A 14,682-nucleotide genomic window follows, 5' to 3' on the forward strand; every position below is an offset into this window, starting at 1 on the left:
AGGTGTGTAGAAGAGACGTGTGTTGCTGGTGTTGTGAGAATCTCTTCGGGTTGATCTCGGGCTGGGGTAATTTGGGTCTGGACATATTGTGTGTTAAAGCCTAGCTTGAATGGGACGCCGGTCGCCGGGCCGATGCGCCGATTGTGGTGTGCGCATGTCAAGGTGGCGAGAAAGTAAGGGTTGTCTAACCCGGGCTGACCTGGGGCGATGGCGGCTGGACGGGCGTATGGGGCAAATTCCGGCGTACCGCCCGTTGCATTTCGGCGACATCTTCATCAAGGGCCGGGCGGCCTTAACATTCGACTTGCGCGTGCGTAGACTCCCGGCACCCGCGTTGCCGTGCGAGGCGTTCGAAATCATGACTCGCGGGGTACGCGGTAAAGATCGTCTTCTTTGTGACGATCGAGTCGCAATGCCCCTGTCGAGGAGGACGGATGTCCGGGTTTTCCCTGTCAAGCCCGGCCAGCGCAGAAGTGGATCTCGGCGGCGGCGACCTCTCCCTGGTCGTCGTCGTCGCTGTGATCGCACTGCTGGCACTGGCCGTCGCCGCGGGTCTCGTCCGCGATGTCCTGGCCGCGGGCCAGGGCACCGCCAAGATGCAGGAGATCGCGCGCGCGGTACAGGTGGGCGCCAGTGCCTACCTGAAACGCCAGTTCCGAACGGTCGCGGTCTTCGTCGTACTGATCCCGCTCGTACTGCTGCTGCTCCCCGCCGACTCGACGAGTGAGCGGATCGGACGCTCGGTCTTCTTCGTCATCGGCGCGCTGTTCTCCGCCGTCACCGGGTTCACCGGCATGTGGCTCGCGGTCCGCGGCAACGTGCGGGTCGCCGCCGCCGCCCGCGAGGCGGACGGCGAGAAGACCGCGATGCGGATCGCGTTCCGGACCGGCGGCGTCGCCGGCATGTTCACGGTCGGGCTCGGCCTGTTCGGCGCGGCGATCGTCGTCCTCGCCTACCAGGGCGACGCGCCGAAGGTGCTGGAGGGCTTCGGGTTCGGCGCCGCGCTGCTCGCCATGTTCATGCGTGTCGGCGGCGGCATCTTCACCAAGGCCGCGGACGTGGGCGCCGACCTCGTCGGCAAGGTCGAGCAGGGCATCCCCGAGGACGACCCCCGCAACGCGGCCACCATCGCCGACAACGTGGGCGACAACGTCGGTGACTGCGCCGGCATGGCGGCCGACCTGTTCGAGTCGTACGCGGTGATGCTCGTCGCGGCGCTCATCCTGGGCACCGCGGCGTTCGGCACCGAGGGCCTGGTGTTCCCGCTGATCGTCCCGATGATCGGTGTGATCACGGCGGTGATCGGCATCTTCGCGGTGGCGCCGCGGGCCGGCGACCGGTCCGGCATGACGGCGATCAACCGCGGGTTCTTCATCTCGGCGGGCATCTCGGCGGTCCTCGTCGCGATCGCCGCGTTCGCGTACCTGCCGTCGTCGTTCGCCGACCTGAGCGGCGTGACGGACCAGTCGATCCGGAACCTGGACGCGGACCCGCGCGTGGTGGCGCTCGGCTCGGTGATCATCGGTATCGTGCTGGCGAGCCTCATCCAGCTGCTCACCGGCTACTTCACCGAGACCAACCGCAAGCCGGTCCAGGAGGTCACCGACAGCGCCCGGACGGGCCCGGCGACCGTCATCCTGTCCGGTATCTCGCTCGGCCTGGAGTCGGCCGTCTACACCGCGCTGGTGATCGGCGGCGCCGTGTACGGGGCGTTCCTGCTCGGCTTCGGCAACACCACCGTCGCGCTGTTCGCGGTGGCGATGGCCGGCACCGGGCTGCTGACCACGGTCGGCGTGATCGTCTCCATGGACACCTTCGGGCCCGTCTCCGACAACGCCCAGGGCATCGCCGAGATGTCCGGGGACGTGCAGGGCGAGTCCGCGGCCGTCCTGGAGCGGCTGGACGCGGTCGGCAACACCACGAAGGCGATCACCAAGGGCATCGCGATCGCGACGGCGGTGCTCGCCGCGACCGCGCTGTTCGGCTCGTTCCGGACGACGGTCATGGCCGCGCTGGACGGCGCGTCCGCGAGCGCGAAGGACGCGATCGGCACCGACTTCCTCAACTTCAACCTGTCGATCGCCAGCCCGAACGTGCTGATCGGGCTGATCATCGGTGCCGCGGTCGTGTTCCTGTTCTCCGGTCTGGCGATCATGGCGGTGGGCCGGGCGGCCGGACGGGTCGTGGAAGAGGTGCGCAACCAGTTCCGCACCAAGCCCGGGATCATGGACTACACCGAGCAGCCCGACTACGACCGGGTCGTGGACATCTGCACCCGGGACGCGCAGCGCGAGCTGGCCACCCCCGGACTGCTGGCGATCATGGCACCGATCGCGGTCGGTTTCGCGTTCGGGTACGCGCCGCTCGGCGCCTACCTGGGCGGCGCCATCGCCGCGGGCGTGCTCATGGCGGTGTTCCTGTCCAACTCCGGCGGCGCCTGGGACAACGCCAAGAAGCTCGTCGAGGAGGGCCACCTCGGCGGCAAGGGCAGCGACGCGCACGAGGCGACGATCATCGGCGACACGGTCGGCGACCCGTTCAAGGACACCGCCGGCCCCGCGATCAACCCGCTGATCAAGGTGATGAACCTGGTCGCGCTGCTGATCGCGGACGCCGTCGTGACGTACGCGGGCAACATGGTGCTGCGCGTCGTGGTGGCCGTGGTGTCCGTCGGGGTCATCGTCGCGGCGATCGTGATCTCCAAGCGGCGCGCCGACCCGATCGCCGAGTCGGCCGCCGACCCGGTCGCCGGTGGCACCAATCTTGAGAAGGGGGCCGTGGACGGCGGCGCGGACAAGGCCGTCGAGGCTCCGGAGGAGGCTGCCGTCGGCGCCGACTCCAACGGCGCCACTACCACCGAGGAGGAATCGGCCAAGAACGGCTGACCCATCACCCTGAGAGGGCCGGCGGTGCACCTGCCGCCGGCCCTTTCGCCTGCCCTGTGCCGCAGGGCGGGGTCGTGTCGGGAGCATGGGGGATCGGCCGTACGCTCTTAGGTGTGAGGGCCGGACGTTCCCGGCCCCGGACGGGAAATCGGGAGGCGCTGTGGCGAGCAGCGGCGGCGACAGGCCGACGATGTCGGGCCCCAAGGGTTTCGCGATCATGATCGGCGGGATGCTCGGCATCCTCCTCCTGCTGTGGGGGCTCGCGGCGCTCGTCGCCCCCTAGCCACCGGCCGGGTTCTAGTGTGGCGGTCATGCCCACGCTCATCGTGCTCCGTCACGCCAAGGCCGTCGCCGGGTTCGGCACGGCCGACATCGACCGCGTCCTCAACGACCGCGGGCGCCGCGACGCCGCGGCGGCCGGGGACTGGCTGCGCGCGAACGACCTCGTCCCGGGACACGTCCTGTGCTCCCCCGCCGCCCGCACCCGCGAGACGCTCGACCTGCTGGCGGCCGGCGCCGGCGTGAGCTACGAGCCGGGGATCTACGCAGGCGACCCCGACGGGCTGCTCACCCTGGTCAACGAGGCGCCGGACGACGCCGGGACGCTGCTGCTGGTCGGGCACAACCCGTCCGTGCACCAGTTCGTCCACGACCTGACCGGTGAGGCCCCGGACGCCTTCCCCACCTGCGCGCTCGCCGTGATCGACCTGCCGGGCGCATGGGACGGCGTCCGCCCGGGCCTGGGCACGCTCCGCACCGTCCGCACCCCGAAGGACTAGGGGCGGGTGACCGCGGCGATGAGGGACGACTCGACGGCCGTCCCCGCGTCCCGGCGCAGCGACCTGATCGTGTAGCGCGTGCTGGACACCTGCAGCAGCGCCTGCCGCAGCGGGGTGACCTCCTCCCGGTCGACGCCCGCCTTGATCTCGGCGCGGCGCCGCCGGGTGATCGTGGACAGGTGGGTGTCGAGGTCGGCGAGTTCCTCGTCCAGTTCCTCGACGGGCGCGAGGTCCTTCGGGTCGAGGTCGTCTGGCTCGTCCAGCAGCGCGGCGGCCTCCTCGAACCGGTCGGCGAGCCGGTCGAGGATCTCGGGGACGGGTCCGGTGTCGACGGCCTCCGCGCGGGACAGCCGGGCGACGGCGATGAGGTGGTCGCGGGTGCGGTGCGCGGCGTCCACGGCGGTGCCGAGCTCGTCGATCAGGCCGGTGTCGGGCAGCCGCTCGTGGCCGAGCCGGAGCCGGGTCTCGGCGACGGCCTCCGCCGCCCGCTCGGCCGCGACGATCGTGTCGTGCGGCAGCCGCGTCCGCTCGCCCGCGAGGACGTCCGCCGTCGCGCGGACGAGGTCGGCGTGCGTGCCGAGGAGCCGCCCGAGCTGCACGGGCAGCCGCTCCACGTGCCCGGCGGGCCACAGCAGCCGGACGGCGAGGTACGACATGACCGCCCCGGCGAACGTCAGCGCGATCCGCTCCCCGGCGGTGCGCCAGTCGGCGGGGGCGGAGAAGTCGAGCAGCATCATCGCCAGCGGCGTCCCGAACAGCGCCCAGTGGACGTAGTTGACCGACCGCATCGCGAACCCGGCGAGCGCGAACACGAAGGCGATCACGGCGACGGTGATCTGCCCGGGCGCGAGCGTGAGGATGACGGCGGCGACGGCGGACCCGGCCGCGGTGCCGCCGACCCGCTGGACGAGCCGGTCCATGGTCTCGCCGTAGGTGGCGCGCAGGCTCAGCATCGCGGTGATCGTCATCCAGTGCCCGTGCGAGAGGCCGAGCGCGGCGGCCACCGCCATCGACACGACCGCCGTCACGAACACCCGCGACACCTGCCGGAACGCCGGGGACCGGGTGCGGACGGCGCGCCGGACCCGCTCCCACACCGGCATCGGGTCGAGGGTGCCGGGCATCCGCGGCGGCCCGAACCCGATCCGCAGGCCGCCCGCGACGAGGCGGCGGTTGGCGGCGACCTCGCCGGCGATGCGGTCGATGGAGCGGCGCACCTGGCTGATCAGCGCGACCGCGACGAGGTCCTCGTCGCCGGCGAGCCCGGCGCGCCGGATGTGCTCGGCGGCCCGTCCCATCCGCCGGACGGCCGCGGACTCCTCCCGGCCGAGCGGCGCCTCGCCCGCCGTCGCGATCCCCCCGGCGATCAGCCGCAGCCGCGCGGCGAGCGCCGAGATCGCGGTCTGCGTCTCCTCCCGCCACTCGCGGTCCGGCGGATAGTTCTTCGCCGCCTCCAGGACGGCCTGCAGCGTCACCGTCTCGTGCAGGACGCGCGCCAGCCCGTCGATGAGCCGCTCGGGCCGCGTCGGGTCGCTCTTGCCGCGTCCCGTCCGGTACAGCCGGTAGGTGGCGCGCGCCGCCGTCAGCGACTCGGACGCGGCGCGCCGCTTGGCCTCCCAATCCGGTACCCGCGTGACGGCGAGCAGGTCGGGGTTGGTGAGTTCGACGGCGTCGAGCGGCTCGGGGTCGGGCGCGCCGACGTCCTCCGCGACGGCGTCGAGCGCCTCGGCGACCGCGTCGGCGCACTCGCTCAGCGACGCCCGCAGCGGACGCAGCCGCCGCGCGGGCCACGGCGCCAGCAGCAGCCCGGTCATGAACAGGCCGCCGAGCAGCTCCAGCAGCCCGATGCTCAGCACGTCGGCGGACGGCGGCCGGACGGCGCTCAGCAGCACCGCCAGCCCGGCCGTGGACCCGATCCGCGGCACCGCCACGCCGAGCGCGATCAGCGGCGGCACGACGATCACCGTGGGCCACAGATGCCCGCTGAGCAGCCCGCCGACCGCCGCCCCGACCGCGACGACCACGACCCCGATCGCGAGGCTCCGCGCCTGCGCCCCGTACGGCCCCTCCGGCGCCCGCAGCGCCACCAGGTACGCGCCGAGCGCGATCATCGACCCGGACGCCGCGTGCCCGCTCAGCGCCCCGGCGAGCAGCGGCACGGCCACCGCGAGCGCCGCGGCCACCCCGTACATGGGCGACGCCTGCCCCTGCACCTGGGCAAACGCGTCCCGCACCCGCCGCAGCACTGCCCGCCGTTCCTCCGCCGTCGGTTCCCGCGGAGACGACAACTCCGCGCGCTTCACCCGTACCCTGGTGATCATCGTCTAAGGCCCGGACGGACGCTCGGACGGGTGCTTCCGGCTTATCGGGGCGCGATGTCCCGGGAATCGGCCGCGTCGGCGGCTTCTACCTCTTCGCGGGAGATGCCGAGGAGGAAGACGATCGTGTCCAGGTAGGGGACGTTCACGGCCGTGTCGGCGGCCTGGCGGACGACCGGTTTGGCGTTGTAGGCGATGCCGAGGCCGGCGGCCTGGAGCATGTCGAGGTCGTTGGCGCCGTCGCCGATGGCGACCGTCTGGCTGATGGGGACGCCGGCCTCGCGGGCGAAGTTCTCCAGGGCGGTGGCCTTGCCGGCGCGGTCGATGACGCGGCCGGTGACGCGGCCGGTGAGCTTGCCGTCGACGATCTCCAGGGTGTTGGCGGCGGAGTAGTCGATGCCGAGGTCGTCGACGAGGGCGTCGGTGACCTGGGTGAAGCCGCCGGAGACGATCGCGAACTTGTAGTCGAGGCGCTTGAGGGTGCGGACCATGGTGCGGGCGCCGGCGGCGAGGCGGAGTTCGCCGCGGACGTCGTCGATGGCGGAGGCGTCCAGGCCGGCGAGGAGGGCGACGCGTTCGCGGAGGGAGCCCTCGAAGTCGAGTTCGCCGCGCATGGCGGCCTCGGTGACCTTGGCGACCTCGTCGAGGCAGCCGGCGTGCTCGGCGAGCAGTTCGATGACCTCGCCCTGGATGAGGGTGGAGTCGACGTCCATGACGATGAGGCGCTTGGCGCGGCGGCTGAGGCCGCTCTGCTGGACGGCGACGTCGACCTGCTGCTCGGCGGCCTCGGCGGTGAGGGCGGCGCGGAGCGCGTCGGGGTCGGCGCCGGAGACGTCCATCTCGATGCAGGTGACGGGGTTGGACGCGAGCCGCTCCATGCGGTCGATGTTGGCGCCGTGCGCGGAGATGCGGCCGGCGATCCCGGCCATGGCGGCGGGCTTGAGGGGCGCGCCGAGGACGGTGACGTGCAGGCGTCCGGTGCGCTTCGGCATCCGCCGGTTGCGGCCCGTGGAGAGCTCGATCTCCATGTCGAGGTCGTTCGCGACGTGCTCGGCGGCGTTCCAGACGCGTCCGATGTCGGCGCCCTCGGTGTAGTCGAGCAGGACGCCGAGGACGAGGCGGCCGCGGATCACGACCTGCTCGACGTCGGCGACCGTGAGCGGGAACTCCGAGAGTGTGCGGAACAGACGCGATGTCACGCCGGGGCGGTCGCGTCCGGTGAGTGTGATGAGGAGCGTGCGCTGTGCTGACCCGTCCATAGCTGTTTTCCACGGTACCGGCCGTGACGTGGGGCTTGTGCGGCAGGTCCGGCATGCGAGACGGTCACAAGATCAAATTGAGGTCGCCGAACTCGTGCCAGAGGTAGCGTTCGGCGAGGGCGGCCGCGTAGGTGGTGGCCAGGAGGTCGTGGCCCGCGATGGCGGTGAGCATCATCAGGTGGGACGACTTGGGCTCGTGCAGGCCGGTGAGGAGGCCGTCCACGGCCCGGACGCCGTTCTCAGGCGTCACGATGTGCTCCGTCCAGCCGGAGGATGGGACGACGCGTCCGGTGGCGTCTACGGCCGTTTCCAGGGCGCGGACGGCGGTCGTGCCTACGGCGATCACCCGGTGGCCTCGGGAGTGGACGTGCCCGACCAGCGCCGCCGTCGGCGACGGGACGCTGTAGCGCTCCGCGTACGGGGGTTCGTGAGCCTCGGGGGACGCGACGCCGGTGTGCAGCGTGATCGGGGCGATCAGCACGCCGTGGGAGACGAGCCGGGCCACGAGTTCGGGCGTGAACGGGCGGGCGGCGCTCGGCATCTCCGCGCTGCCCGTGGAGCGGTCGTAGGCGAAGGCCGTCTGGTAGGCGGCGGACGGCCAGTCGCGGCGCACGTACCCGTATCTAATCGGCATGCCGTGGCGCCGCAGGTAAGGGACGACGTCCGCGCTCAGGCGGGCTTCCCAGAGCCGGTCGGTCCGCCGCTTGACGAGGGTGAGGGTCGCGTCGCCCGGTAGCGGGATCCACTCGCCGGGGGTGCCGCCCGAGTAGGGGTGGCTGGCCTTGCCGGCGAGGCGGCGCAACTCGACGAGCCACAGCCGGGCGTCGGCGCCGGGCACCGGGGTGGAGAAGTGCACGCTGATCCGGTCCAGCCGGACGGCGGCGGGCAGCGTGGACGAGGTGTTCACGACGAGGAGGTCGCCGGGGTCGAGCAGCGACGGCAGGTCGCGGAACGCGTGGTGGGAGACGGCGCCGGTCGCCCGCTGGGAGACCAGGAGGCGGACGCCGTCCCGGGTCCGGCCGCGTGCTTCGGGCGGCTCGTGCGCCTCCAGCGAGGCGGGCAGGGTGAACTCGACGGTCATTTCCGGACCTCCAGCCGGAGAGCGGCGATCACCCCGAGGAAGGCGATCGCGGCGAACATCGCCCCGGCGACGGCGAGGCCGGTGCCGATGCGGGCGGCCCCGAAGCCGGTGACGAGCGCGCCCGCGACGCCGACCACGAGGGACGAGCCGAGGGTGTCGCTGATCTGGAGCGCGGACGAGTTGACGCCCTGCTCGTCCTCCGGGGACAGGTCGAGGAGCAGGACGGAGAGGCTGCCGATCGAGAAGCCCATCCCGGCGCCGCCGATGATCCACGCGGGCGCGGCGAGCCAGCCGGACAGCTGGAGCGCGACGGTGGCGAGGACGATCCCGGCGGTGACGAGCACGGCGCCGAGCAGCGCGTAGAACTCGCGGGGACGCTTCGACCGGCCCTGGATCTGCGAGGCCGCTGACCAGCCGAGCGCGCCGACCGTGAGGACGATGCCCGCCCGCGTCGCGCTGAAGTGGTGCAGCCGCGTCAGCGCCAGCGGGATGAACACTTCGGCGCCGAAGAACGCGCCCGAGAGCATCCCCCGGACGAGGATGACGCTCGGCAGCCCGCGGCGCAGCCGCAGCGTCCCGGCGGGCAGCAGCCGCGGCAGCCCGAAGGCCAGGCTCGCGAGCCCGACCAGGACGGCGGGCAGCATCGTCCAGCGCGAGCCGTCGAAGCCGTAGAGGAGGACGCCGGCGCCCGCCGCCACGGCAACGGCGGCGAAATATCGCGACTTGCCGGGACCTGGGCCGGTGTCGACCGGCTTGATGCCGCGCAGCGCCGGCACCAGCAGCAGCGTCGGCGGGATGACCAGGGGGATCAGCCCGAGGAAGACCCAGCGCCAGCCGATGTGCTCGGCGACCACGCCGCCGACCGCCGGGCCGATCAGCGACGGCAGCACCCACGCCGCCGACAGCGCCGCGAAGACCCGCGACCGCAGTTCCTCCGGGTACACGCGGGCGATCACGACGTACATCGCGACGAGCGAGACGCCGGTACCGAGGCCCTGCACCGCGCGTCCGGCCACGAAGACCCACATGGACGTCGCCGCGCCCGCGACCACGAGCCCGGCGACGAACGTGCCCAGCCCGATCATGAACGGGCGGGACGGCCCCGACCGGTCGACCCACCCGCCGGCCAGCACCGTCGACAGCAGGCTGGTGATCAGGGTGGCGCTGAAGCCCCACGCGTACAGCGCCAGCCCGTCGAGGTCGCCCGCGACCAGCGGCATGACCGTGCCGACGGCCATGCTCTCGAACGCCAGCAACGTGACGACCAGCACGATGCCGAACGTCGGCCCCCGAAACCCCACAGTAAGGACACTTCGCCCCGAATCTGACACCCGCTCATGATCGAGGACGGCGGTCATCGCTCGTCCACCGCACCCTCCTGCAAGGAGAGGCCGGCCCGGCTTTCTCCGCTTCGCTGGAACTCCGCTCCGGGAAGCGGACCGGCGGCCCGATAACGTCCGCTCGGGGGGCGGGAGTCGATGAGGTGGTGGAGGGCGGCGGCGGCCTGGGAGGGTGGTGGGGCGGCGTCGGCGTCCTCGCCGGCGGCACGGAGCATCTCCGTGTTCATCTCGCCCGGATCCGCCCACCACACGGCCACATCGGGCTCCTCGGCCGCGAGGATGTGAGAGAGCTGCTCCAGCGCCGCCTTGGACGTCCCGTAGGCGCCCCACGTCTCGTAGTTCTCCACGGCCGCGTCCGACGTGATGTTGAGGATCGCACCGCGCCGCCCCCGCAGGCTCGGTAGCACACCCTGGATCAGCGCGAGCGGCGCCAGCACGTTCGTCGCGAACGTGTCGGCGAGGTCGTCCACCGGAAGCGAGTCGAGCCGGGGCATGGGCGTCGGCCCGAGCGTGCTCGCGTTGTTGACGAGCAGGTCGAGCCCGCCGGACACCGCCTCGACGAGAGAGGCCCTGTGCGAAGCGTCGGTGACGTCCCCGGCGATGCCGGTCGCGCCGATCTCGGACGCAACCGACGAAAGCGCAAGGGGATCGCGCCCGTCGATGACGACGTTCCAGCCGTCCTGCGCCAGTTCGCGGGCGAGCGCCCGTCCGAGACCCCGCGAACCGCCTGTGATCAGTGCCGTCTTCATGCACTCGACGCTAGAAACCAGCGCCGTCGCAGGGCATCGGCCGACCGTTCCCGGGCCGCTGGTCAGATGGTCCTAGGACTCGGGTCCCGCAAGGACGGATACCGATAGTCGTCCAGGCTGATTCGGGAAGACCCGCCCAGAGAGTACGGTCTTCACCAGTGAGCACCGCAGGGCGCTCGCGAGGGGGAGGACGAGAGGCCGGGATGGAGACCGACGACGGGTGCCGCGGCGGCCAGGGCGCGACCCTGCACGCCGTCAGCTCCGCCGTGCTCGCGGTGACCCGGCACCTGTCCGTGCACGAGGTCCTGCAGGTGATCGTCCGGGCGGCCGCGCAGCTGCTGGACGCCCGGTACGCCGCGCTCGGCGTCCCCGACGACGAGGGCTCGTTCGCCGAGTTCGTCGTGGCGGGCGTCTCGGACGAGGAGCAGGAGCGGATCGGCCCGCTGCCCCGCCAGCACGGCATGCTCGCCGCGATGCTGAAGGGCGACGTGCCGAAGCGGCTCGGCGACATCCGCAAGGAGCCGGAGTTCGAGGGCTGGCCGGTCGCGCATCCCGTCCTGAAGGACTTCCTCGGCGTGCCGATCCGCGACGGCGAGGACGTGCTCGGCATCATCTTCCTCGCCAACAAGCAGACGCCGGGCGGCTTCACCCAGGACGACGAGGACCTGCTCACGCTGTTCGCCGCGCACGCCGCGATCGCGATGACGAACGCCCGCCTCTACGAGCACAACCGCGAGCTGACGGTCGTCGCGGAGCGCAACCGGATGGCCCGCGAGCTGCACGACGCCGTCGCGCAGAAGCTGTTCTCGCTGCGGCTCACCGCGCGCACCGCGTCCGCGCTGGCCGAGCGCGATCCGGCGCGGACCGTCCGGGAGCTGGCGCAGGTGGAGCGGCTCGCCGCCGAGGCGCTCGCCGAGCTGCGCGCCGTGATCTTCGAGCTGCGCCCCGCCGACCTGGCGGACGGCCTGGTCGCGTCGCTGCGCAAGCACGTCGAGGTCCTCGACCGGGCGCACGAGGCGCACGTGCGGATCGCCGCCGACGAGACCGTCGTCCTGCCGGAGGAGCACGAGGCCGTCGCGTTCCGCATCACCCAGGAGGCGCTCTACAACGCGCTGCGACACGCCCGCGCGGACACCGTGGAGGTACGGCTCGCCACGGCGGACGCGAGGGCCGTCCTGGAGGTCGCCGACGACGGCTCCGGTTTCGACACGTCCGACACCGAGCCCCAGGGCGGGCTCGGGCTCGCCTCCATGCGCGACAGGGCGTACTCCATCGGCGGTGAGCTCACGATCGACGCCGCGCCGGGGCGGGGCACCACCGTCCGGCTGGAGGTGCCGCTGTGATCTCGGGACCGGGCGTCATCAAGGTGCTCATCGCCGACGACCATCCGGTCGTCCGGCAGGGGCTGCGCACGTTCCTCGGCATCCAGGACGACATCGAGGTCGTCGGCGAGGCCGAGGACGGCGCGTCGGCCGTGACACTGGCCGAATCCCTTGAGCCCGATATCGTGCTCATGGACCTCAAGATGCCGGGCGCCGACGGTCTGGTCGCGCTGACGGAGCTCCGGGCTCGTGGGGTGAAGGCACGGGTCCTCGTTCTCACCAGCGTCACCGAGCGCGGGCACGTGCTGCCGGCCGTGCAGGCGGGTGCGGCCGGGTACCTGTACAAGGACGTCGACCCGCAGGCGCTCGTCCAGGCGATCAGGGCGGTCAACGACGGGCACGTCCTGTTCGCGCCGGACGCGGCCGAGGCGATGCTGCGGGACGGCGCGGCCGAGCGAGACGACGACCGCGGCCTGGCCGCGCTGACCGAACGGGAACGGGAGGTGCTCGTGCACATCGCGCGGGGCAGGTCCAACCGGGAGATCGCGCGCGCCCTCGTGGTGTCCGAGAAGACGGTCAAGACGCACGTCAGTAATCTGCTCATGAAACTGGGAGTCCAGGATCGGACGCAGGCGGCGCTGTACGCGGTCCGGCACGGTGTCGGCACGTCCGGCGCGGCCGGGGAAACCGGGGAATCCACTGTCCGCTACTGATAAAACTCCTCTCACGGGATCGTCATCGAAATCGGTATGAACGTAGCAATCAGGTACGCAGCAGGCAGCGACATCGGGTGCAACCGGGAGAACAACGAGGACTCCGGTTACGCCGGTGCGCGGTTGATCGCGGTCGCGGACGGCATGGGCGGCTACGCGGGCGGCGAGGTCGCCAGCTCGACCGTCATCGGCTCCCTGCGCTCGCTGGACACCGCCGCCCCCAAGGACGACCTCGTCGAGATCCTGGGCCGCGCGGTGGCCGAGGCGAACGAGAAGCTCCGCATCGTCCGCGAGGAACGTCCCGACCTCAGCCGCATGGGCACCACGCTCACCGCGATGCTCTGGTCGGGCGAGTCCGTCGCGCTGGCGCACGTCGGCGACTCGCGCGGCTATCTGCTGCGCGACGGCGAGCTGTTCCAGATGACGCAGGACCACACGATGGACGAGCTGCTCAAGGCGGAGGCGGCGGAGCAGGGCCAGACGGCCGATCCCGCCGAGACGTCGCGGCTGTCGCACGTCCTCTACCGGGTGCTGGACGGCCGCGAGGACCGCGAGCCCGACCTCCGGCTGCGCGAGGCGCGGCTCGGCGACCGGTACCTGCTGTGCTCGGACGGCCTCAGCGGCCCGGTCGACGCGCAGCAGATCTACGAGGTGCTGTCGGCGGAGGCCGATCCGCAGCGCGCCGTGGACCGGCTGATCGAGATGGCCCGCGACAACGGCGGTCCCGACAACATCACCGCGGTCATCGCCGACGTCGTCGAGGCCGAGCACTTCCACGGCGCCGAGGGCCCGATGGTCGTCGGCGCGGCGGCGCAGGCCTGAGCCCTCATTCCTCCAAGCCCTGTTGGTCCACACGGGGGATGAACAGGGCGAGGACGCTGCCGAGCAGCGCGAGCCCGGCCGCGATGAGGAACGCGACGACGAACGCCGCGTGGCCGGGACGTCCGCCCGGGGTCGCCATGTCGGCCAGCAGGGTGGCGCTGACCTGGCCGCCGATGCCGCCCGCGAGGCGTCGGACGGTGCTGTTCACCGCCGTGGAGATCGACGTCTTCCCGGCTTCGACACCCTGCGCGGCCAGCGTGCTGCTCGTCTGGATGGACAGGCCCGCACCGGTGCCGACGAGGAACGCGCCGAGCACGACCCGCGCGACGCTCTGCCCGGACGTCGCGAGGACGACCATGGAGATCGCGGCCAGCCCCAGCCCGGCCGCGAACACCCGCGAGGCGGAGACGCGGCGCGACAGCGTTCCCGCCGTGGGCCCGGCGAGCAGCTGCCCGAGCGCCGCCGGAACCAGGAACAGGCCCGCTTGGGTGGCGTCCGCACCGAGGCCGTAACCGGCCACATCGGGATCTACCCGGACGTAGTGGGGCAGCAGGAAGAACGTCCCGAACAGCACCCAGCCCTGCGCCACCGTCGCGATGTTGGTGAACAGGACGGGACGTCCGCTGAACACCCGCAGATCCACCAGCGGATCGGGCACGCGCGTCTCGACCCGCACCCACAGCACCGTGCAGGCGATCGCCGCGGCCAGCAGCAGGATCGGCACCACCGAGAGCCAGCCCATCTGCGCGCCCAGCGTCAGCGCCAGCAGCACCGACACGGACGCTCCGCCGAGGAGCAGCATGCCCGGATGGTCGAACGACCCCCGCTCCGTTGACCGCGAGCGCGGCACGAACACGACGATCAGCACCAGCCCGGCGGCGACGAGCACCGCGCCCGCCAGGAAGATCAGCCGCCAGCTCAGCGCCTCCGCGAACACCCCGCCGGCCGCGAAGCCGATCGCCGTCCCGATCCCGAAGGCGCCGGTGAGCAGCCCGATCACCGCGGAGACGCGCCCGGCCGGCACCTCGTCCCGCACCACGGCGAACGTCAGCGGGAACACCGCGCCGCCGATCCCCTGCAGCGCGCGGGAGACGATCAGCATGGCGATGCCCTGTGCCGCCGCCGCGCCGATCGATCCGACGAGGAAGACGAGCAGCGCCGCGGCCAGCGTCCGCTTCCTGCCGTGCAGGTCGGCGAACCGGCCGAGCGCGGGCGTCGCGACGGTGGCGACCATCAGGTAGCCGGTGAGCAGCCACGCCGACCACGCCTCGGTGATGCCGAACTCGTCCTGGACGGTGGGGATCGCCGGGATGATCGCCGACTGCTGGAACGCGTACGCGGTGTCCGCGATGATCAGCGCCGCCACCAGCCGCCGCGAGGAAGCCGATCACCCGGGTAGTCGGAAGGGATGGGG

At 72.2% G+C, this 14,682-nt stretch carries 12 protein-coding genes; 6 read left to right on the top strand and 6 right to left on the bottom strand.

Translation table 11 applies throughout. The features are described 5' to 3' along the window. Positions 1–434 precede the first annotated feature (434 nt). The 3 genes from HUX53_RS12210 (at position 435) to HUX53_RS12215 (ending at position 3,664) form a co-directional block, all read left to right on the top strand. The gene (locus HUX53_RS12210) at positions 435–2,885 is read left to right on the top strand and encodes a sodium-translocating pyrophosphatase (protein WP_176403286.1); all 2,451 of its coding nucleotides are present in this window, start codon (positions 435–437) and stop codon (positions 2,883–2,885) included. A 160-nt stretch (positions 2,886–3,045) separates the two neighbouring features. Beyond that, positions 3,046–3,168, top strand: coding sequence for a hypothetical protein (locus HUX53_RS41025; RefSeq protein WP_255205185.1), 123 nt, complete (start codon positions 3,046–3,048; stop codon positions 3,166–3,168). 28 nt (positions 3,169–3,196) lie between these two features. Further along, positions 3,197–3,664: a histidine phosphatase family protein gene (locus HUX53_RS12215; protein ID WP_176403287.1), complete on the top strand. Its 468-nt coding sequence runs from the start codon at positions 3,197–3,199 to the stop codon at positions 3,662–3,664. Here the strand turns inward: HUX53_RS12215 and HUX53_RS12220 are convergent. The 5 genes from HUX53_RS12220 to HUX53_RS12240 all read right to left on the bottom strand — a co-directional run bounded on the left by HUX53_RS12220 (position 3,661) and on the right by HUX53_RS12240 (position 10,411). Continuing rightward, complete coding sequence (locus HUX53_RS12220) at positions 3,661–5,985, bottom strand: FUSC family protein (protein WP_176403288.1); 2,325 nt, start codon at positions 5,983–5,985, stop codon at positions 3,661–3,663. The genes HUX53_RS12215 and HUX53_RS12220 overlap by 4 nt on opposite strands. Positions 5,986–6,026: 41 nt before the next feature. Continuing rightward, positions 6,027–7,241, bottom strand: coding sequence for a phosphoserine phosphatase SerB (gene serB / locus HUX53_RS12225; protein WP_176403289.1), 1,215 nt, complete (start codon positions 7,239–7,241; stop codon positions 6,027–6,029). A gap of 64 nt (positions 7,242–7,305) precedes the next feature. Next, positions 7,306–8,322 carry an S-adenosylmethionine:tRNA ribosyltransferase-isomerase gene (locus tag HUX53_RS12230; protein ID WP_176403290.1) on the bottom strand — a complete coding sequence of 339 codons (1,017 nt, stop codon included), beginning with the start codon at positions 8,320–8,322 and terminating at the stop codon, positions 7,306–7,308. Continuing rightward, a complete protein-coding gene (locus tag HUX53_RS12235) occupies positions 8,319–9,623 on the bottom strand; it encodes an MFS transporter (protein ID WP_309237183.1) in 1,305 nt (434 codons plus the stop codon). Before HUX53_RS12235 ends, HUX53_RS12230 begins: the two co-directional genes overlap by 4 nt. Positions 9,624–9,676: 53 nt before the next feature. Continuing rightward, entirely contained in the window at positions 9,677–10,411 is a 735-nt protein-coding gene (locus HUX53_RS12240; RefSeq protein ID WP_176403292.1) for an SDR family oxidoreductase, read from the bottom strand. A 203-nt stretch (positions 10,412–10,614) separates the two neighbouring features. On the opposite strand from HUX53_RS12240, the gene HUX53_RS12245 reads away from it, so the two are divergent. The 3 genes from HUX53_RS12245 to HUX53_RS12255 are packed head-to-tail and all read left to right on the top strand — an operon-like array spanning position 10,615 to position 13,268. After that, on the top strand, positions 10,615–11,754 hold the full coding sequence (locus HUX53_RS12245; RefSeq protein ID WP_176403293.1) for a GAF domain-containing sensor histidine kinase: 1,140 nt from the start codon (positions 10,615–10,617) through the stop codon (positions 11,752–11,754). Next, a complete protein-coding gene (locus HUX53_RS12250) occupies positions 11,751–12,446 on the top strand; it encodes a response regulator transcription factor (RefSeq protein ID WP_309237184.1) in 696 nt (231 codons plus the stop codon). The genes HUX53_RS12245 and HUX53_RS12250 overlap by 4 nt, the downstream gene beginning before the upstream one ends. Positions 12,447–12,482: 36 nt before the next feature. Continuing rightward, positions 12,483–13,268 (top strand): PP2C family serine/threonine-protein phosphatase, encoded by a 786-nt coding sequence (locus tag HUX53_RS12255; RefSeq protein WP_176403294.1) that lies wholly within the window; start codon positions 12,483–12,485, stop codon positions 13,266–13,268. 4 nt (positions 13,269–13,272) lie between these two features. Here the strand turns inward: HUX53_RS12255 and HUX53_RS12260 are convergent, their stop codons facing one another. Then, positions 13,273–14,634, bottom strand: coding sequence for an MFS transporter (locus HUX53_RS12260; protein ID WP_176403295.1), 1,362 nt, complete (start codon positions 14,632–14,634; stop codon positions 13,273–13,275). Positions 14,635–14,682: the final 48 nt, after the last annotated feature.

Source organism: Actinomadura sp. BRA 177 (assembly GCF_013372625.1).
Lineage (GTDB): Bacteria > Actinomycetota > Actinomycetes > Streptosporangiales > Streptosporangiaceae > Spirillospora.